The organism is Vreelandella arcis (assembly GCF_900103865.1).
GTDB lineage: Bacteria > Pseudomonadota > Gammaproteobacteria > Pseudomonadales > Halomonadaceae > Vreelandella > Vreelandella arcis.
This window is the reverse complement of sequence record NZ_FNII01000005.1, coordinates 94,643-114,141: the sequence shown is the minus strand read 5'-3', so window position 1 is coordinate 114,141 and position 19,499 is coordinate 94,643. Positions and strand designations below refer to the sequence as shown.

Sequence of the window (19,499 nt, the reverse complement as noted above, 5' to 3'; positions counted from 1 at the left end):
AATGCCGATTAGAAAAATTTCCGCCGATGATCTGAAGGCACTTTTGGCTGAACCTAAAGAGTATGCCTTTCTCGATGTTCGTGAACATGGTCAATATGGAGAGGGGCATCCTTTTCTCAGCGTAAATGCGCCGTACAGCATCATTGAAACTTGCGCACCACTTTTGGTGCCCTGTTTTGAGACGCTCTGCATTCTTATGGATGCCGGGGACGGCGTGGCTGACTTAGTCCATGCAAGAATGGTGGAGATGGGTTACGCCAACCTTGTTGTACTAAATGGTGGAGCTCCCGCCTGGGCTGAAGCAGGTTATACCCTGTTTAAGGGGGTAAATGTTATATCCAAGAGTTTTGGCGAACTAGTCGAGCATTTCTGTGAGACACCCTCTATTTCCGCTGAAGATCTCCACGAAATGCAACAACACAATATGCCAGTGATGATACTTGATGGGCGTTCCCCGAAAGAGTTTCAGAAGATGTCTCTGCCTGGAGCGATGTCCTGTCCAAATGCTGAACTAGCTTATCGGCTGCCAGAATTACTTTCTGATCAGAATACTCCAGTGGTGATCAACTGTGCCGGTCGAACTCGGTCAATTATCGGCGCGCAATCTTTGCGCTATCTAGGGCTGAAAAACCCAGTGCTAGCACTTCGCAACGGTACACAGGGCTGGCGTTTATCAGGGTTCGATCTATGCCATGGTGAAGTGCCACAAGCACTGCCTGTTCTTAGCGCGGATGCTGAACAACTTGCAAATAGCCGAGCAGAAAAGCTGATAGCACAGTTTGGACTAAAAAAAGTTACTCCCGTGCAGTTGCAAACGATGCTAGATAACAAATTACGCACTACTTTTCTGTTCGATGTCCGCACGGAAGAAGAGTATCTCAAAGCGCACTGGGCTGGTGCACGTCATGCGCCAGGTGGACAGCTAGTTCAAGCCACAGACGAATTTTTGGGGACTCGCCAAGCACAGGTTGTTCTAAGCGATGATTTGGGGCTTCGTGCGGCAGGGACTGCAATTTGGCTCAAGGGTATGGGGCATGACGTTTTTGTTCTTGAGGCCGATGCTCGGAAAGGTGATGAAAGAGGGGCTGAAATTAAGCCATCAGTGACGCTGACGAAAGAAATTCCTCTCCGCGATGTGGCTCAATCCATTTTGCAGGGCGCGCAGCTCTTTGATGCCTCGCGTGGAATGGCCTACCGAAAGGCACATATTGAGAGTGCAGAGTGGGTCAACCGTGCGAATCTTACCAAAGTCGAAGATAAGAAGAGCCCCATCATTGTCATCGGTCAGAGCACGGATCTTGTGTATGGAGTAATGCAGAGGTTAACCGAGCTCGGCGCCGAGGATGTAGCAGGTTGTGTGGGAACACCAGAAAGTTGGCGAGATACTGGATACCAAGTTATTGCTACTCCCTATACACCGACAGAAAGGGAGTGCATAGACTTCCTCTTTTTTGTCCACGATAGACATGACGACAATCTGGAAGCTGCACGTCAATATCTTGCTTGGGAATTAAATCTCCTAAGCCAGCTAGACGAGCAGGAACGCTCAGTGCTTAAACCTCTTGTGGCATCAGAACTGGAGTCAATGTGTCATGAAGCGGGAAACTAAACTATGTCACTACGGGCAGCCAGCCCGACCAGGCCCTGCTAACCCTCCTGTGATACGTGCATCGACGATTATTCACAATACGGTGGAAAGCTATAACTTAACTAAGCACATGCGGGAATCAGATGATAGCGTGCTTTCCTATGGCAGGCGCGGAACTACCACCGCTCATGCACTGATGGAAGCAATCGCTGATCTCGAGGGTGGTGAGGGTGCATGGCTTTATCCCACTGGTGTGGCGGCCATTTCTTCTGTCCTGATGGCACTTTTACGTCCAGGCGATCACCTCCTGCTTGTTGATACCATCTTTGGGGCGACTAAAGCCTGCTGTGATGAGGTTTTACAACGGTTTGGTGTAACCTATGACCTCTTTCCTTCAGATACCACTGACCTTACCCCTTACGTAAAAGAGAATACTAATCTCGTTTTTGTCGAATCACCCGGTTCTCAAACTTACGAGGTTATGGACTTACCTGCGCTGTGCACAAGCGCTCATAAGGCGGACTTGATCGTTGTAGCAGACAACACTTATGGATCCGGTTGGCTCTACCGCCCTCTAGAGCTGGGGTGTGATGTATCCATTATAGCGGGGACTAAATACCTTGGTGGACATGCCGATGTAATGATGGGAGCTGTGAGCGCGCGTGGTGAGGCTGCTAGTAAAATACGTAAAACCGCACATGTCACGGGTCAGACACTTGCGCCGGACGAGTCTTATGCAACGTTGAGGGGTATGCGCACTTTATCTTTACGGCTTGAACGGCACGAGGAAAATTCACTTGCTCTAGCGACTTGGCTCGCTGAGCGGCCTGAGGTTATACGTGTTTTGCACCCAGGCTTGCCTGTTCATCCGGGGCATGATATCTGGGCACGTGATGCCAGCGGATCTAATGGCTTGCTAAGTGTGGCCCTCATAGCGGGGGTTGATCTGGAGATTTTGCTAAACAGCTTACAGCTATTTGGTATTGGTAGTAGTTGGGGAGGATTCGAAAGTCTTGCTATGCCAATCTCGCCAGATCGAAGTAGAGCTTCGCTTATCGGACTACCAAAGGGAGGGAAGATAGTCCGGTTCCACGCTGGCCTCGAGCATATTGATGACCTGATTGCCGACCTCGATACGGCGTTATCCGTACTTACAATAAAAGGATAAGGTCGTGATGCAGGTACGAATCCATGAACGGTCTCAAAAAATCTCCTTTATTCTCAATGAGAATATGAAGGGATTTCTGGTTTCCGTTCTCGTTGCTATGGCTGCGAAATTTCTATCTGAGCATTACGGTGCTCCAGCTATGCTTATGGCACTTTTACTCGGTATGGCATTAAATTTTCTTTGCGATGATCCGCGTACCTACGTAGGTATCCAATTCACTGCTCGCAGCGTGCTACGTTTCGGCGTGGCACTGCTAGGGGTGCGTGTGAGTTGGGAAATTTTACTCAATCTCGGGCCGATGATTATCATCGGTGTCATTTTCGGCGTTTTTCTTACTATCGGGTTTGGCATTTTAATTGCTCGGCTCATGGGACGAGATAACGACCTTGGACTACTGACAGGAGGATCAGTCGCGATTTGCGGAGCCTCCGCCGCTATGGCTATCGCCGCAGTTTTGCCCTCGCGCAAAGGTGGCGACCGTGATCTGACGCTCACTGTGCTTTGTGTGACCGTGCTAAGTACGCTTACTATGATCATCTACCCAGTGCTGGTGAAAGTTTTAGGTTTCGATGCTGATATAGCCGGTATTTTCTTGGGGGCATCTATTCATGATGTAGCCCAAGTTGTTGGGGCTGGGTTCTCTATTTCTGATGAGACGGGTGAAATAGCTGTGCTGGTCAAGTTGATCCGCGTATCTATGCTGGCACCAGTTGTTCTGTTGCTATCTTTGAGGGTACGCCAGATGTTCGCCTCTAAAGAAGGAAGTCGCACGCAAATCTTGCCTGGGTTTCTATTGGGGTTTGCGTTGCTTGCCTTGCTGAACTCGCTTGGATTTATTCCTGAAGTATTGCAAACCTTTTTGACCGAGATTTCGGGCTGGGCTCTTTTGGTTGCCATTGCTGCTGTCGGAATTAAGACCTCCCTGCGCGGCATCATTTCAGTAGGGGGTACGGCCATAGTAATGCTTGCGGCAGAGACACTTTTTCTTGCATCTTTCATTTTAGGCTTAGTCATGTTGCTGCAAAAATGAGCGTTTTGTTCATGCTGCTTAAAAGCGGGGGCGGATAATGTATCCTTCCCCGCTTTTTATTGTGTGTTAGGCATGACGCGCAGCGCCTTTCAGGCGCTATCTGGTCAGCTGTGGTGGCTAGCTAGATGACTTGGGGATGAAAATAGCGGGAACCGTTAGCTGAACAGCAAAGGGCGTCCGTCGCGAGGCGGAATCTGAAGAAAGCTGAAGGCAAACTCCTGGCCCGACGAATAGGAATCGCCTATGAGGCGGCCAGATATGCGTGCGAGAGCAATGAGACTCGAAGCCCAATAGCTACCCGGTATTTGACGACGTCGTGCATTGGCATCAGGTCGCCAAAACCGCCTGCGCACCGTTTGGCGACGACGTTTACTCACGCTACAAAGCCTGGTGCGATGAGTATTTCTACCTCAAGCACCGCGATGAGACCCGCGGCGTGGGCGGGCTGTTTTTTGACGATCTCAACGACGGTAGCTTTTTGCATTTCAGCGTGCCGTTGGCGATAGTTTTCTAGACGCCTACTTGCCGATTGTCGAGCGCCGCAAAGCGGATGCCTGGGACGAACGCGAGCGGGAATTTCAGCTCTACCGTCGTGGCCGGTACGTGGAGTTCAACCTCGTCTGGGATCGAGGCACGTTGTTTGGCCTGCAAAGCGGTGGACGTACCGAGTCGATCTTGATGTCGATGCCGCCGCTCGCCCGCTGGGAGTATGCGTTCGTGCCTGAGAACGACAGCCCTGAAGCGCGACTCAATGCTTATCTTGTGCCCCGTGACTGGCTCGACGAAGCCTCCAGGACGCGTGGCGAGGAGGTTCTATGACTGATCGTTACGGTGTCTTTGGCAATCCCGTCGGCCACTCCAAATCGCCGATGATTCATGCTGATTTTGCCCGGCAAACAGGTCAGGACATTGACTATGAGGCTATTGAGCCGCCAGTAGACGCGTTGGCTGAGGCGTGGCGGCAGTTTTTCGCCGACGGTGGGCGTGGGGCCAACGTGACGGTGCCGTTTAAAACGGACGCCGTTACGCTATGCGATACACTCAGTCATCGTGCCCGCCGCGCGGGTGCCGTGAATACGTTGATCGCTGGGGGTAACGGCCTTACCTACGGTGACACCACCGACGGTATTGGGCTGGTGCGCGATTTGGCGTTTCATCGTGTGTCGCTTACCCAAAAGCGTGTGTTGGTGGTGGGCGCAGGCGGTGCTGTCCGGGGGATTATTGAACCGCTACTCAACGAGCAGCCAGCCTCGCTGGTGGTGGTTAACCGGACAGCAGCTAAGGCCGATCAGCTAGCCGAAGACTTTGCCGATCTTGGCGCTATACAAGGCGGCGGATTTGATAGCTTGAAAGGCACGTTTGATCTTGTGATCAACGGCACCAGCGCTAGCCTGACGGGTGAGCTTCCTCCATTACCTGATTCTCTGTTTGCGCCCAACGCTTGGGCATACGACATGATGTACGGCGCTGAACCGACGGTGTTTCTTCAGTGGGCTGGGCCACGCGGGGCGAAGTTGTTAGATGGATTGGGAATGCTGGTCGAGCAAGCCGCGGAATCGTTTTTCCTGTGGCGCAATGTGCGCCCTGAGACGGCCTCGGTGCGTGCGCGGCTACGCCAGTCGTTGAACTATTAAGGCCCTACGTTACAACACTCGGTTGTGGCAGCAGATAGCCAGTATCTGGCTCACCGAGGGATTAAAGCCCAAGTAGTTAGAGCTCATTCCAGTAGCAGTGTTGCTGCGTCTCGCAGCGAGAGACGCGGTATTCAAGCGCCTCTCCCTGCAGCCCTCGCGCAATACGACGAACCTCCAGTAGCGGAGAGCCTACCTCTACCCCTAGATGTTTCTGATCCTGAGCGTCTGCTGCAACAGCGAATAAACGCTCTTCCGCTTTTGCAACGCTCTGCTTAAACCGCTGCTGGTAGAGCTGGTAGAGCGTATTTGGCAATGTCTGAGGTTCGCTCTCCAGTGCCGGAAAGCGCGCTGCGTCCACTACCAGATTCTCCAGCAGTGCTGGCACCTCGTCTAAGACCCTGATCCGCCGTATATGCACCACCTCTGCATTTGCCGCAATCCCCAATACCTTCGCTTCCTCGACAGTGGCCGACCGCCGCTCGCGTAGTAGTACCTGGGAAATGGGCAGCGAGCGAGTACCGTCCAGACGCATGAGGTGAAAAAACTGAAATAATGAGCTATCGCTGTCGTGCATAGCAACGACGGTGCCCTTCCCCTGATGACGAATAACGACATGGTCGTTAGCCAATGCATCGACTGCTTTGCGAAGTGTTCCCACGCTAACACCGTATTCCTGCGATAGGGCTGACTCGCTAGGAATGAAGGTTCCGGGCGGCCAGGCGCCCGATACGATACGTGACACCAGTGCTTCCTTGATTTGTTGGTATAGCGGGCGATAGCTCGGTGTCGACTGGTCGTTCATGTTCGGTTCCTTGGAGTGCTGCTAGCCGGGTATTCAATAACGTCAATTAGGTTACTCAAGACAATAATATCAAAAAAACATGTAGAGGACTTGCTAACATCTATCATATATCATATATATGAGTGGAGGCTTCACAGCATCTGACTCACCGTGGTTTTCACAAGTGGGCATCGAGACAACGTTAATAAACCTCACACGTTGAGAGGAGACATCATGAGCATCGACTTCGTAGTGCATGATACCGACGATAGCGTCGGCGTCGCGGTGGTCGAGGGGATTCAGGCCGGTCAGGAGTTGACGGGGTGGGTTATGCAGGGAGATCAGACCATTACGTTCACCGTCAATGATCCCATCCCGATTGGTCATAAATTGGCAATCCGCGATCTGGCAGAGAATGACACCGTCATTAAGTACAGCGTCGATATTGGTCGCGTGATCAAGCCGATCAAGCAGGGTGAGCACCTGCACGTCCACAACGTTAAAACCAAGAGGTGGTAAAAATGGAAATCAAAGGTCGCAAATTTCTGGGCTATCGTCGCGAGAACGGACGTGTCGGTGTCCGTAATCACGTTATCGTTATGCCAGTTGACGACATTTCCAACGCTGCCGCCGAAGCCGTCGCCAATAATATCAAGGGCACCCTGGCGTTGCCCCATGCCTATGGCCGGTTGCAGTTCGGCCCAGATCTGGATCTGCACTTTCGCACCCTGATTGGGATTGGTTGTAACCCCAACGTTGCTGCGGTGATCGTGATTGGTATCGAGCCGGGCTGGACCAATAAAGTCGTGGATGGCATCAAGTCCACCGGCAAGCCTGTTGAAGGTTTCTGGATCGAGCAGAACGGCGATCACAATACTATCTGCTCGGCTTCCAAAAAGGCGCGCGAGTTTGTGCAGCATGCCAGCGAGCTGCAGCGTGAAGAGTGCGACATTAGTGAGCTATGGGTCTCTACCAAGTGTGGCGAGTCCGATACCACCTCTGGCCTGGCGTCCTGCCCAACCACCGGTAACGCCTTCGATAAGCTCTACGACGCAGGCTGTACCTTGGTCTTTGGTGAAACATCCGAGCTGACCGGTGGCGAGCATCTGGTCGCCGAGCGATGCGCTACGCCCGAGGTGCGTGAGCAGTTCCAGGCGATGTTCGACCGCTACAGCGACATGATTGATCGCCACAAAACCAGTGATCTCTCTGAGTCCCAGCCAACCAAGGGCAATATTGAAGGTGGCCTGACGACTATCGAAGAGAAAGCGCTTGGCAACATCCAGAAAATTGGTAAGCGCTGTATGGTGGACGGTGTGCTCGATAAAGCCGAAGCACCCACCGGGTCAGGGCTGTGGTTCATGGACTCATCGTCGGCGGCGGCCGAGATGGTGACGCTGTGTGCGGCGGCCGGTTATGTCGTGCATTACTTCCCCACCGGTCAGGGCAATGTTATCGGCAACCCCATCTTGCCGGTCATCAAGGTCTGCGCCAACCCACGCACCATGCGTACCATGAGCGAGCATGTTGATGTCGATGTGACGCATATCCTCAGACGCGAGATGGATATGGATCAGGCGGGTGACGCGTTGTTGGAAATGACGCTGCGTACCGCTAATGGTCGTCACACTGCGGCTGAGGCTCTGGGGCATCGTGAATTCGTACTGACGCGTCTCTACGAAAGTGCCTGATGCTTTTTGGCGCCCTTAAAGATGTTGGGGCGTCGCCTTCATCAATTAACCACCACAATAGGAGGGAGTGTTTTCTACCGTGCACCGTGAATGTAGTGCAAGCACGGTGCTGTTGGCTCGCAAGTTAACAACGACAATGACAACGACAATACTTGGAGAATGAATCATGCGACTCTCAATTTCCATCGGTCTAGCGACCGGTCTCGGCTTGTCCCTCGCCAGCGCTCTGACCACAGTGGCTCTGGCGGACGACTTTCCTTCAAAGAATGTTCAATACGTGATCCCCTTCGGCCCTGGCGGTGAGTCCGATATCAGCGCCCGGCTACAGCAGAAGTACTTCGAAGAAATCACCGGCGAGCAGTTGATTGTGCAGTACATGCCTGGCGGCGGTGGCGCTGTAGGTTGGTCTCAGCTCTCTGACATGCCGGCTGATGGCCACACGATCATGGGATCCAACCTGCCACATATTATCCTCAAGCCCATGGGGCAGGATGTCGGTTTCAAGACCGAAGAACTCAACAACTTTTTCTATTTCCACTATTCACCCGATGCCATCCTGGTTCGCAATGATAGCCCCCATGAGACCCTGGATGACTTGATTCAGGCGGCCGAAGAGGCGCCCGGGGCTGTCACCTTTTCCGGTAGCGGCACCTATAGTGCCAACGATGTCGCCAATACGCGTTTCCAGCAGTTGGCAGATGTCACCACAACCTATATTCCGTTCAAGGGAACCGGCGCAGCCGTTACGGCGCTGTTAGGCGGACAGGTACAGGCAGAGTGGGGTTACACCACAGTGGCGGCCAACCACCAGGACAAAGTCCGTATGCTGGCGGTCGCTTCTGAGGAACGTCACCCCATGTTCCCGGATGTGCCTACCTTCCAGGAGCTTGGCTATGACATGGTCGGTGGCGCTTATCGCGGCATGGCGGTACCCGAGGGAACCCCTGAGGACGTTCAGCAGCAGCTCTCTGATATCTTCCAGCAGATCAACCAGAACCCTCAGTTCCGGGAAGAGATGCAGGATCTTGGCTTCGTGCTAATGGATGTTCCGTTGGAAGAAGTGGATGCCTTCATGGCGGAGCGCATGGATGTTTACGAGGCGTCTGCGCGTGAACTCGGCCTGATCGAGTAACCTCCGGGAGAGGCGTCGTATGGAAATTTTTAGTCATGCACTAGGCGCTCTGTCACCGTTAAACCTGGGGTTGGCGCTGTTGGGTGTCGCCTCAGGGATCATCATCGGGGCGCTGCCCGGCCTTTCGGCTACCATGGCCGTGGCCGTGCTCGTTCCGGTGACCTTCGGCATGGCGCCAGAGTCGGCACTCATCATGCTGGGTGCCATTTACACCGGGGCGATCTATGGCGGCTCCTATTCAGCCATTCTGGTCAACACGCCGGGGACACCCTCGGCGATAGCCACAACGTTTGATGGCTTTCCGATGGCCAAACGGGGAGACGGTGATCTTGCGGTAACCCTTTCGACATTGGCCTCGGTTGTTGGGGGCCTGGTCGGTGTGTTGGCGTTGTTGACACTGGCGCCGTTATTGGCTCAGGTGGCGCTCAGCTTCGGGCCTGTGGAGTACTTCTGGCTGGCCATTTTCGGGCTCACGCTGATTTCAGCGCTGTCCGAGGGGTCTACCCTAAAAGGCTTTATGGGCGCGGGCTTCGGGCTGCTGTTATCCACCATCGGTGTGGCGGTGGTGGGGGGAGATATTCGTTACACGTTCGGCTCCCAGGTGTTGCTGGGCGGTATCGAAATAGTCTCGGCGTTAATAGGGCTGTACTGCATTCCGGTGCTGATTGACCTGGTCGCTACCCCTGAATCCCACCTTAAGGTCGATGAAGAACAGCGTGGCATTCGTTTGCGTGAGGGCCTTAAACACGCCTGGATCGGCAAGCTCAACCTGTTGCGTTCGGCCTCCATCGGCACGGGGGTAGCGATCTTGCCCGGCGCCGGCGGGTCGATTGCCAGTCTGGTGTCTTATTCGGAAGCCAGACGTGCCGCCAAGGATTCCAGTTCCTTCGGCAAGGGAAACCCCCAGGGGGTGCTGGCGACCGAAGCGGCCAACAATGCCACCGTGGGTGGCGGTTTTATCCCGACGTTAGTGTTGGGTATTCCGGGCACACCGCCGGATGCCGTGATCCTGGGCGCTTTGTTAGTGCAGGGCTTTCGTACCGGGCCTGAGCTTTTCACCACCAACGCCAACATCACGTACACCTTCGTTGCAGGGCTGTTTATTGCCACTTGTTTGCTGCTGCCATTGGGATTGCTGATCGGCCGCTATGCCTTCAAATCCATCATTAGCGTTCCCAAGGCGTTGCTTGTTCCCACCATTGCGTTCATGACGGTGATTGGTACCTATGCGATCCGCAACAGCGTCAGCGACGTGATCATCATGCTGACCTTGGGCGTCATGGGATGGCTGCTTAACCGCTATGGCTTCAAACCATCGCCGATCGTGCTGGGCCTGATCCTGGGGCCTATCGCCGAGCAGGGCTTTGTGCAGGGTTTTCTGATGGGGCGGGCAAGTGGTTCCTATGCCGTGATGTTCTTTGGTGGACCGATTTCGTTGACGATCATCGCTCTGTCGATTCTCAGCGTCTTCTATCCACTGATCAAGGCTCGCCGTGCCCGGCGGCGTAACCCGAACGGTGCGGGTGATCCTCATCAGGAGGTTTTGTAATGACGAAGGGGCTCTCTAGAAGTAAAACACTGCCTGGTATCCAGGCAGCTTGCTCGGCGCGTTCCGAGTTCCTGATGCCAATGTTGTTCATCGCTATAGGCGGTATTTGTCTATGGCAGAGTCAGGACATGAGCCAGCTTGGTGCTATTTTCCCCGTCACCATCGCGATAGTGACCATCTTTTCGGGGGTACTGCGGCTTGGCCAACTGATAATGCGCGGGGTATCAAGCAACACCGAGCGAGACCGGGGGTCGACCCCGCGGCGGGTACTGCTGGTGTTAGCGATGACGGTCTGGGCATTAATCATGCCATGGGCGGGCTTTCTGCTGGCGGGACTGGTGAGCTTCGTTACCTTGATGATGATTGCTCAATACCGTCCCTGGACACCACGGCGGCTAATAGGGCACCTGATCAGCGGCATCGTACTGGTGGCATGTTTCTACGGCCTGTTTGCTTTACTGCTCAATGTGCCTCTGCCGGTGGGGCGGTGGTGGATGTAATCAATCGGTCTCTGTCGCGGCATACAACAACCGATACCGGGTCTGGCTCGGTAACAGGAGCAAAATACCTATGAATAAAATTGTCATTACCGAGTTTATGGATGAGGGAGCTGTCCTGAGCCTTAAAGACGGCTTCGAGGTGACCTTTGATACAGGGCTGGTCGATGATCGCCGGGCTCTGCTTGAGGCCGTTGCCGACGCTCACGCTATCATCGTGCGCAACCGCACCCAGGTAGATGCCGAATTATTGGCGGCCGCTCCCCACCTCAAGGTTGTTGGGCGATTAGGTGTGGGGCTCGACAACATCGATCTAGAGGCTTGTGAAGCTCAAGGCGTCGTGGTTAAACCGGCGCATGGCGGCAATGGCAGTTCGGTCGCCGAGTATGTGCTGACCGGTATCCTGATATTGCGCCGCCAGGCTTACTTCTCCAGCCAGGCAATGTTGGCAGGAGAATGGCCCCGCCAGGCGTTGATCGGTCGCGAAGGGAGCGGCTGTACGCTAGGACTGGTCGGCTTTGGAGCCATCGCGCGCGAGACGGCACGGCGGGCGCTTGCCCTGGGTATGAACGTGGTTGCTTTCGATCCGCATCTAGCGGCAGATGCGCCTGAATGGGCCGGTGTGGCACGCCAAGATAGCCTCGCAACATTGCTGGAAGTGTCTGATGCGGTCAGTCTTCACGTGCCCCTGACCGATGAGACACGTCATCTGATTGATGATGAGGCCTTAAGGCGCATGAAGCACGATGCCATTTTGGTCAACGCCGCACGGGGCGGCATTGTGGATGAAAGGGCGTTGGCAGCGGCGCTGACTGATGGTCGATTGGCCGGAGCGTTGCTCGATGTCTTTGAGCAGGAACCCCTGCCGAGTGGCTCGGTGCTTGACGGTGTGCCGAATCTTATCCTGACGCCACACATCGCCGGTGTCACTGAGGAATCCAACGCACGTATCAGTCAGATGACCGCCGACAATGTCCGTGAGGTATTAGAGTGGATAGAGGTGAGCGTATGAACGATAACATCGAGCTCACACTCAAGCAGGCCCGGGAGTTGGCTGTAGCGGCGATGCGCGGTAAAGGCTTCGGTGAGGCTGAGGCCACGGTGACTGTCGAGGCGTTGCTGGCGGCTGAGCTAGACGGGCTAGCCTCTCATGGTCTGTCGCGGTTGCCTTTCTATCTAGACCAGGCAGCTAGCGGCAAGGTCGATGCCTCGGCGGTCACACATATAGAGGTTAATGGCGCCGTGGTACGCGTTGATGCAGGGCATGGTTTGGCTTTCCCAGCCGTCGACCAGGGCCTTAAAGCTGGCTATGAATGCGCGGATCGGCTTGGGATTGCCGCAGTATCCATCGCTCGTTCCCATCACTTTGGTGTGGCAGGAGCGCCGGTAGAGGCCGCGGCTCGTCGTGGCTATCTAGCCTTGGCTTTCAGCAATGCGCCCTCGGCGATGGCACCCTGGGGGGGTAATCAAGCCTTGTTTGGCACCAATCCTATTGCGTTTGCATGCCCTCGCCGTGACGGTGATCCGCTGCTGATCGATCTATCGCTATCAAAGGTCGCGCGCGGCAAGGTGATGATGGCAAAGAAGCGGGGAGAGTCGATCCCAGAAGGCTGGGCGCTGGATGTTGAAGGTCACCCAACAACCAACCCTGATGAAGCAATTGCGGGCAGTATGGTGCCCGCCGGTGACGCAAAAGGGGCGGCCCTGGCACTGATGGTAGAACTTCTCACCGCGGGGCTTTCAGGTAGTCATTTCGGCTTCCAGGCAAGTTCTTTTTTCGACGCTGACGGTGCGCCGCCTGGCGTTGGTCATCTGATTTTGCTGTTCGATCCGCAGCGTTTCTCATCGGGTTTCGTTGAGCATGCCGAGAGTTTATTTGCCGCGATGCAGGAACAGCCTGGTGTACGTATGCCTGGAGATCGTCGCTTTCAATTGCGTCGAGAGCAAAATGACCACGTCATGTTGCCCACCTCTGTCGTGGCCGCTCTAAAGGCCCATGCTGAAGGAAGCTGAATAGCTTATTTTTCCTCAGCACTGGGCCGGTAGGTTCCTAAGCTACTAACGCGACCATGATGTCTCTTGATAATTCAGATCAGCAAAGCGTTCCGGCGCTTTGCAAGGGTTGTCACGGCCATAACAATCGACGCCATTGTTGAGGTTAAAAGCCAACCTCACAGCGCCACATGCTTTTGGACGGGCATGCCAGTACTAGGAGAGTAGGCACATGAAGCCACCAATATTCACGACACCTGAGGCTGGTTGGTCTTCTCGGTTGATCCGTCAGGTTGGTAACGTCCGCGATATTGGTCGTGGTCTGTTAGTGTGCGTCACCATCGCGCTGGCCACTACGTTTATCGCTGACCACTATGGAGGCCCAACGCTTCTGTATGCGTTGCTATTTGGTATGTCGCTGCACTTTTTGAGTGAAGAGGGGCGTTGTCGTGAGGGTATCGAATTTGCCGCTCGCACCGTCCTTCGCCTGGGAGTGGCACTGCTGGGAGCGAGGATGACGTTCGAGCAAGTGGGTGAGCTGGGCATCGTGCCTGTGCTCACTGTGATTGGTTCGGTGGCCATCGTCATTCTGTCGGGCGCGGTTTTGGCGAGGATGCTGGGTTTACCGCGTGATCTTGGCCTGTTGACTGGAGGGTCGGTTGCCATCTGCGGTGCATCGGCAGCATTGGCGCTGTCAGCGGTGATGCCGCGTCATGAGAACAGTGAACGTAACACCATTCTCACGGTGGTGGGTGTGACCACACTCTCAACCGCTGCCATGGTGATTTACCCATTGATCGCTGGAGCTTTAGAGCTGGCTAATGTCCAAGCCGGGATCTTCTTGGGAGGCACTATCCACGATGTGGCTCAAGTGGTGGGTGCTGGCTATATGATCTCGGATGAAACAGGCGACATTTCAACACTGGTCAAATTGGTGCGAGTAGCCATGCTAGTGCCGGCAGTGATGATTTTCATGTGGCTTTTTCGAGCGTCGCGTCAAGAGGGAGGAGCGTCGGGAAAAGTGCCGAGGCTGCCGGGTTTCCTGGTGGGTTTTGTGATTTTGGTCGTGGTTAACAGTTTGGGGTTGATTCCCGAGTCGGTGAATGAGGGGATGTCGACGCTGTCTCGTTGGTGTCTCGTCACGGCGATTGCAGCACTGGGTATCAAAACGTCATTCCAGAAACTTGCGGTGGTGGGGTGGAAGCCGGTGATACTAATGGTTCTGGAAACGGTGCTACTGCTGGCCATCGTGCTTGGTGTGGTGCTGTTTGCGGGGCTATAGGGGCATAGTAGACTAAGCCGACGCGCTATGGCGCGCCGGCTGAGGAGGTCATTATCGTCCGCGAGATTTCCGAACGGTTATGGGCGCGGACAGTTAGGCGTACGGCCATTGTTGCGGGCTTGCTCGTAAGTGGCCAGGGCGTTATTCATATCGGCTTCCAGCCCGTCTATCCGCTGGCCTTGGCTGGGGTGGGTCGACATCCAGGCCGGCGGTTGGCCGCCGCTAGTTGCTTTTTGCATGTTCTGCCAGAGGGTAACGCTGGCTCGCGGGTCAAACCCGGCTTGAGCCATTAGTTGCAGCCCGATAGTATCCGCCTCGCTTTCATGGCGGCGTGAGAAAGGCAGCATAATGCCGTATTGCGCCCCCATTCCCAATACCCCCATCAGTTGTTCGCTCTGAATGCCCGCGGTGCTGGAAATTACCGAGAGGCCTAGCTGAGTAGCGCTTTGGGTCGAGGCTCGCTCATTGGCGTGCTTGGCCAGTACGTGGCCGATTTCGTGAGCAACAACAGAGGCTAGCTGGTCTTGGCTGGTAGCGATATCCAGCATGCCGGTATGCACGCCCATGTAGCCGCCGGGCAGGGCAAAGGCATTGGGGGTTTCTTCTTCAAAGACGCGGATCTGCCAGTCGAGCTGTTGCTGCGCCTGGGGGAGTTCCGCGACGACGGCATCCGCGATACATTGCACGTAACGCTGGCTTGCCTGGCCGGCTGCTGGCAACTCTTGTTGATATTGGCTGAAGGCTTGGCTGCCCATGTTATTGAGTTCTTCATCGGACAACAGCAATAGCTGCGAACGTCCGGTGGGCGACGTTGTGCAAGCTGCGATAGATGCACATAGGGCAGTGATAGCGAGAGGGCGAAGCCAGCGCATGGGATATTTCCTTTTCAACGAGTGAATTCCTAGCACACAAGATAACTAGTGTACGGGGTAAATCAATTCTCGTGAGCATAATTCATTAAGAGAGGCTTTATGGATGCCGAATTGAGTCAGCGGTTAACACAGTTACTCGACCACTTAGACCACTGGTTGCCGCCAGCACCCGAGCCGGTCAATTGGCAAACCGAGGTTGCCGCACTGTGGCAGCGTCACCCGTTAGGCGGTAGGTTAGTGGCGGTGCCGCCGCGCGATGCGTTAACGCTGGATGACTTGCTAGGCATTGAACGGCAAAAGGCGGCGCTGGTGGACAACACCCGCGCGTTTTTACGCGGTTTGCCTGCCAACCACGCGCTGTTGTGGGGGGCGAGAGGCAGCGGTAAATCGTCGGTGGTGCGCGCGCTGCTAAACGCATTAGCTGGCGAAGGGCTGCGCTTAGTGCAGATCGACCGGCACGAGCTCTCAAGCTTACCGATACTGGTAGAACAGCTGCGCCATCAACCCCAGCGGTTTGTAGTGTATTGCGACGACCTTTCCTTTGAAGGCAACGATGATGCCTACAAGGCGCTTAAAAGCGTGTTGGATGGCGCGTTGACCGGCCCGCCTGAGAATGTGCTGCTCTACGCGACGTCCAACCGACGGCATTTGTTGCCTGAATCGATGGACGACAACAGCGGCACGCGTCTCGTGGGAGAGGAGTTGCACCATGGCGATGCGGTGGAAGAAAAAATATCGCTATCGGATCGGTTTGGCTTGTGGCTGAGCTTCCATCCGTTCAACCAGGCTACCTATTTGGACATGTGCGCCCATTGGGTCGAGCGCGTAGGCGGTGAGGTTAGCTTTGATGACGCGGCGCGCGCCGAGGCGCTGCGCTTTGCGACCTTGCGCGGCGGGCGCAGCGGCCGCACTGCCTGGCAGTTTGCGGCCCACTGGGTAGGCCGCAAAAGGTTACACGCCAACGGCTAGACATGTAGCGATCAACGGCGGCTTTTACGCGCTTCTTTGGTGCGATTAAGTTCGCGCTTTTTAGCCTTCTCTTTGTCGCTGGCGCCCGCCATGTGATCGAACGGGTTATCGCCGGAGCGAAACTCGAAGCGCATAGGGGTGCCGCGCACTTTCAACACCTTGCGGAAGGTGTTGGTCAAATAGCGGCGGTAGGCGTCAGGGAGAGAGGCGGTCTGATTACCATGCACAACGATAATCGGCGGGTTGCTACCACCCTGGTGGGCCATGCGCAGCTTGATGCGTCGCCCATGGATCATCGGCGGTGGGTGCTGGCTGACGGCGTCCTGCAGCAAAGTGGTTAAGCGGTTGGTGGACCAGTGGGCGTTAGCGGCATCAAAGGCGCGCTCAATCGACGGATAAAGGTCGCCAACGGCGGTACCATGCAACGCCGAGATAAAGTGCATCTCGGCGTAGTCGGCAAAGCCCAGGCGGCGCTTAATTTCGTTGCGCATTTTATCCTTGGCGTCGCTTTCCAGGCCGTCCCATTTGTTAACCGCCAATACCAGCGCACGACCGGTGGTGAGCACGTAATCGAGCAGGTGCAGGTCTTGCTCAACCAGCCCGCTGCGCGCATCCAGCACCATGACCGCCACGTGACACGCTTTGATTGCGTCGAGGGTCTTGATGATCGAGAACTTCTCGGCGATTTCGCTGACGTTCTTGCGACGCCTGACACCGGCGGTATCGACCAGCACATAGGGTTTGCCGCGTCGCTCGAAAGGAATTTCGATAGCATCACGCGTTGTGCCGGCTTCGTCGAAGACCACCACGCGTTCTTCACCCAGTAGGCGATTGACCAGCGTCGATTTACCTACGTTGGGACGTCCGATAACGCCGATACGAATGCCCTTTGTACCGGTGTCGGCAGGGATGTCGGCGTCGCGCTCGGGGAAGGGCTCAAGCACGGTATCCATTAAGGTCGAGACGTTGCGCCCGTGGGCGGCGGCAATCGGCCAAGGATCGCCGAGGCCCAGCGACCAGAAGTCGCCCATCGCCGAGTGTTCTTCCAGGCCGTCGGTTTTATTGACCACCAGCCAGGTCTTTTTCTGATTGACCCGTAAGTGATTGGCAATGGCCTGGTCGGCCACGTTCAACCCCGCCCGCGCATCGACCATAAACATGACGATATCGGCTTCGTCGATCGCCGCTAGCGACTGTTCGGCCATCACGGCGTCGATGCCTTCTTCGTCGCCGCTAATGCCGCCCGTGTCGATTACCGTATAGGCTTTGTTGCCCAGCATGCCATTGCCGTACTTGCGGTCGCGGGTAAGGCCTGGAAAGTCGGCCACCAGCGCATCCCGCGAGCGGGTCAGGCGGTTAAACAGCGTCGACTTGCCCACATTGGGGCGGCCGACTAACGCAATCACGGGTGTCATGGAGAGACTTCCAGGGTTTCTAAGTGTCCGTCATTGGCCAAGACGTGAATCACGTCGCCTTCGGTGACGGCGGGGACGCTAATGCCAGAACCGTCGATCTCGGTGCGGCCAACAAGGTCACCTTCTCGGGCATCGATCAGGTGAAGATAGCCTTCAAAGTCGCCGAAAACCAAACGGCCATCGGCAAATGCAGGCGCAGTTAGCCAGCGGTCTTCTAATTCGTCGTTACGCCATACTTCCTGGCCGTTGTTGGTGTCGATGGCCACAACGTGGCTTTCATCGGTCACTACAAACAGGTAATCACCCACTAACACAGGCGCGTGGCGGCTCGATAATTCACGCTCCCAGATTACGCTACCGCGCGTGGCTTCCAGCGCGACCAGTCGGCCGTTATAGCTGGTAACGAACAGGCGGCCATCCTGGCTGAGAACGGGCTGGCCGGTGAGGTCGACCAGGCGTTCGACTTCGCTACGGCCACTGGGGGTGGCAATTTGCATATCCCACAGTGGTTGGCCGTTGCGGTTGTCGAGGGTAGCCAAGCGGCCATTGGCGAGGCCGACGAAGCTGACCGGCTCGATGACCAATGGGGTGCCGGTGCCACGCAGTGTGAGCGATGGCTGAGAGCTGGTATATACCCAGCGCTCTTCACCGCTTTCGCGATCGAGGGCGGTGACCTGTCCGTCGATGCTTTGCACAACCAGTAATTGTGGGTTGGCCTGCGGAGCAGCTAATACTTCGCTGGACACCCGTGAGCGCCAGTTAACGCTGCCGTCGCGTTGATCCAGTGAAATGACTTCACCGTTGCGGGTTCCCAGGTAGACCTGTCCGGCAATCGCGGTTAGCGCGCTTGAAACGGGTGTCTCGAGGTCGACTTCCCAGCGTTCTTCGCCGCTGTCAGCCGCGAAGGACATCACCACGCCTTCGGCGTCGGCGGCAAACACATTATCGCCTTCGCGCGCCGGTGCAATCGGGTAACGCGCACGCCCCAGCCCGTCGCCTACGTCGCGCTGCCAAAGGCTCTCAAGGGTCGAGCTTTCCTCGATGCTGCTCAGTTCTTTGGGAGTATAAGCAGGTTCGCTTTGGGTCGCGCAACCGGCTAACAAGGCCAGTGCGGTGGCGCCTAGGGCAACGCGCATTATTGGGGTTGAAAACATAGGGTTCATTGAGCTGTCTCCTCAGCGCCGAGATCGTCAAGCTTGAACTGCACGCCATACAACGGTTGGTCTTGTTGCTGTGCCAGCTCAAGGGCGTTTTGCCAAGCGTCGCGGGCCTCATCAGTTTGGCCAAGTGCCAGGTAGGCATTGCCCTGTACGTTGGCTTGCTGCGCGGCTAAGGCTTCGGTAATCGGTTCGCTGAGCCATTCCAGGGCACGTTCAGGCTGGTCGTTGGCGATGGCGATACGCGCCAAACGCAGCCACGCCAGGCTTTGTACGTAGCGCCGAGACGACGATTCAGCTACCTCGGTGAGTGCCGCCGTGGCGCTGTCCAGGTCGTCTTGCTGGACGGCCAGACGGGCTTCCAGCAGCAAAGCGAGCTCGGCATACAATGTGTCGTCGTGCTCGCTGACAATCTCATCGACCAACTCGCGTGCTTGGCTAAGCTGGGAGTCGTTCATGTCGTCCCCTGCTGACAGGCTGACGAGCTGTTGATAACGTATCGATGCCGCTTCCGCTTTCCCGGCTTGGTAGTCTTGCCAAGCGTTCCAGCCAAAAACGCCAGCAGCGGCAAGGGCAGCACCGGCTATCAATGACGTGCCGTTTTCTTTCCACCAGCGCTTCACTGCATCCAACTGCTCTTCTTCGCTTCTAAGCTCCGCCACGGGCGGCCTCCTATTCAACGATAACCGCCGCCTTGGTGCCGCGGTCATAATGGATTGAGATGCAGGACAACCTGCAGCCC

At 55.7% G+C, this 19,499-nt stretch carries 18 protein-coding genes and 1 pseudogene; 14 read left to right on the top strand and 5 right to left on the bottom strand.

All coding sequences use genetic code 11. The annotated features are described in order from the left end of the window. Position 1 precedes the first annotated feature (1 nt). The 5 genes and pseudogenes from BLR97_RS07315 (at position 2) to aroE (ending at position 5,420) form a co-directional block, all read left to right on the top strand. Positions 2 to 1,609, top strand: a complete 1,608-nt coding sequence (locus BLR97_RS07315; protein ID WP_089704227.1) for a rhodanese-like domain-containing protein — start codon at positions 2 to 4, stop codon at positions 1,607 to 1,609. Beyond that, positions 1,593 to 2,756: a cystathionine beta-lyase gene (gene metC / locus BLR97_RS07310; protein WP_089704224.1), complete on the top strand. Its 1,164-nt coding sequence runs from the start codon at positions 1,593 to 1,595 to the stop codon at positions 2,754 to 2,756. Before BLR97_RS07315 ends, metC begins: the two co-directional genes overlap by 17 nt. 7 nt (positions 2,757 to 2,763) lie before the next feature. Then, a complete protein-coding gene (locus BLR97_RS07305) occupies positions 2,764 to 3,786 on the top strand; it encodes a YeiH family protein (protein ID WP_089704219.1) in 1,023 nt (340 codons plus the stop codon). 295 nt (positions 3,787 to 4,081) lie between these two features. Then, positions 4,082 to 4,605 (top strand): annotated as a pseudogene (locus tag BLR97_RS07300) (coproporphyrinogen III oxidase); the annotation flags it as partial. Beyond that, positions 4,602 to 5,420 (top strand): shikimate dehydrogenase, encoded by an 819-nt coding sequence (gene aroE / locus BLR97_RS07295; protein ID WP_089704216.1) that lies wholly within the window; start codon positions 4,602 to 4,604, stop codon positions 5,418 to 5,420. The pseudogene BLR97_RS07300 and the gene aroE, both read left to right, overlap by 4 nt. Positions 5,421 to 5,496: 76 nt before the next feature. Here the strand turns inward: aroE and BLR97_RS07290 are convergent, their stop codons facing one another. Next, complete coding sequence (locus tag BLR97_RS07290) at positions 5,497 to 6,222, bottom strand: GntR family transcriptional regulator (protein ID WP_089704213.1); 726 nt, start codon at positions 6,220 to 6,222, stop codon at positions 5,497 to 5,499. 213 nt (positions 6,223 to 6,435) lie between these two features. Here BLR97_RS07290 and BLR97_RS07285 point away from each other — a divergent pair, with 213 nt between their 5' ends. The 8 genes from BLR97_RS07285 (at position 6,436) to BLR97_RS07250 (ending at position 14,344) form a co-directional block, all read left to right on the top strand. Continuing rightward, the gene (locus BLR97_RS07285) at positions 6,436 to 6,720 is read left to right on the top strand and encodes a UxaA family hydrolase (RefSeq protein ID WP_089704210.1); all 285 of its coding nucleotides are present in this window, start codon (positions 6,436 to 6,438) and stop codon (positions 6,718 to 6,720) included. Positions 6,721 to 6,722: 2 nt separating this feature from the next. Further along, positions 6,723 to 7,892 (top strand): UxaA family hydrolase, encoded by a 1,170-nt coding sequence (locus BLR97_RS07280; RefSeq protein ID WP_089704208.1) that lies wholly within the window; start codon positions 6,723 to 6,725, stop codon positions 7,890 to 7,892. A 166-nt stretch (positions 7,893 to 8,058) separates the two neighbouring features. After that, the gene (locus BLR97_RS07275; RefSeq protein ID WP_089704205.1) at positions 8,059 to 9,024 is read left to right on the top strand and encodes a tripartite tricarboxylate transporter substrate binding protein; all 966 of its coding nucleotides are present in this window, start codon (positions 8,059 to 8,061) and stop codon (positions 9,022 to 9,024) included. Between the two features lie 19 nt (positions 9,025 to 9,043). Continuing rightward, a complete protein-coding gene (locus BLR97_RS07270; protein WP_089704202.1) occupies positions 9,044 to 10,573 on the top strand; it encodes a tripartite tricarboxylate transporter permease in 1,530 nt (509 codons plus the stop codon). Continuing rightward, complete coding sequence (locus BLR97_RS07265) at positions 10,573 to 11,073, top strand: tripartite tricarboxylate transporter TctB family protein (protein ID WP_089704199.1); 501 nt, start codon at positions 10,573 to 10,575, stop codon at positions 11,071 to 11,073. The genes BLR97_RS07270 and BLR97_RS07265 overlap by 1 nt, the downstream gene beginning before the upstream one ends. A gap of 70 nt (positions 11,074 to 11,143) precedes the next feature. Beyond that, positions 11,144 to 12,082 carry a hydroxyacid dehydrogenase gene (locus BLR97_RS07260; protein WP_089704197.1) on the top strand — a complete coding sequence of 313 codons (939 nt, stop codon included), beginning with the start codon at positions 11,144 to 11,146 and terminating at the stop codon, positions 12,080 to 12,082. After that, positions 12,079 to 13,083 carry an Ldh family oxidoreductase gene (locus BLR97_RS07255; RefSeq protein WP_089704193.1) on the top strand — a complete coding sequence of 335 codons (1,005 nt, stop codon included), beginning with the start codon at positions 12,079 to 12,081 and terminating at the stop codon, positions 13,081 to 13,083. Before BLR97_RS07260 ends, BLR97_RS07255 begins: the two co-directional genes overlap by 4 nt. Positions 13,084 to 13,294: 211 nt before the next feature. After that, complete coding sequence (locus tag BLR97_RS07250) at positions 13,295 to 14,344, top strand: YeiH family protein (protein ID WP_089704190.1); 1,050 nt, start codon at positions 13,295 to 13,297, stop codon at positions 14,342 to 14,344. 77 nt (positions 14,345 to 14,421) lie between these two features. On the opposite strand, the gene BLR97_RS07245 is transcribed toward BLR97_RS07250, so the two are convergent. Then, positions 14,422 to 15,216, bottom strand: coding sequence for a M48 family metallopeptidase (locus tag BLR97_RS07245; protein ID WP_089704187.1), 795 nt, complete (start codon positions 15,214 to 15,216; stop codon positions 14,422 to 14,424). Between the two features lie 99 nt (positions 15,217 to 15,315). Between BLR97_RS07245 and BLR97_RS07240 the strand changes: the two genes are divergently transcribed. Further along, positions 15,316 to 16,185 (top strand): ATP-binding protein, encoded by an 870-nt coding sequence (locus BLR97_RS07240; RefSeq protein WP_089704183.1) that lies wholly within the window; start codon positions 15,316 to 15,318, stop codon positions 16,183 to 16,185. A gap of 11 nt (positions 16,186 to 16,196) precedes the next feature. On the opposite strand, the gene der is transcribed toward BLR97_RS07240, so the two are convergent. Genes der through BLR97_RS07225 form a run of 3 tightly spaced genes read right to left on the bottom strand, consistent with a single transcriptional unit; the run spans position 16,197 to position 19,419 of the window. Beyond that, positions 16,197 to 17,600, bottom strand: coding sequence for a ribosome biogenesis GTPase Der (gene der, locus BLR97_RS07235; RefSeq protein WP_089704179.1), 1,404 nt, complete (start codon positions 17,598 to 17,600; stop codon positions 16,197 to 16,199). Next, complete coding sequence (gene bamB / locus BLR97_RS07230) at positions 17,597 to 18,763, bottom strand: outer membrane protein assembly factor BamB (protein WP_089704176.1); 1,167 nt, start codon at positions 18,761 to 18,763, stop codon at positions 17,597 to 17,599. The genes der and bamB overlap by 4 nt, the downstream gene beginning before the upstream one ends. After that, on the bottom strand, positions 18,760 to 19,419 hold the full coding sequence (locus BLR97_RS07225; protein ID WP_089704173.1) for a YfgM family protein: 660 nt from the start codon (positions 19,417 to 19,419) through the stop codon (positions 18,760 to 18,762). The genes bamB and BLR97_RS07225 overlap by 4 nt, the downstream gene beginning before the upstream one ends. Between the last annotated feature and the right edge of the window lie 80 nt (positions 19,420 to 19,499).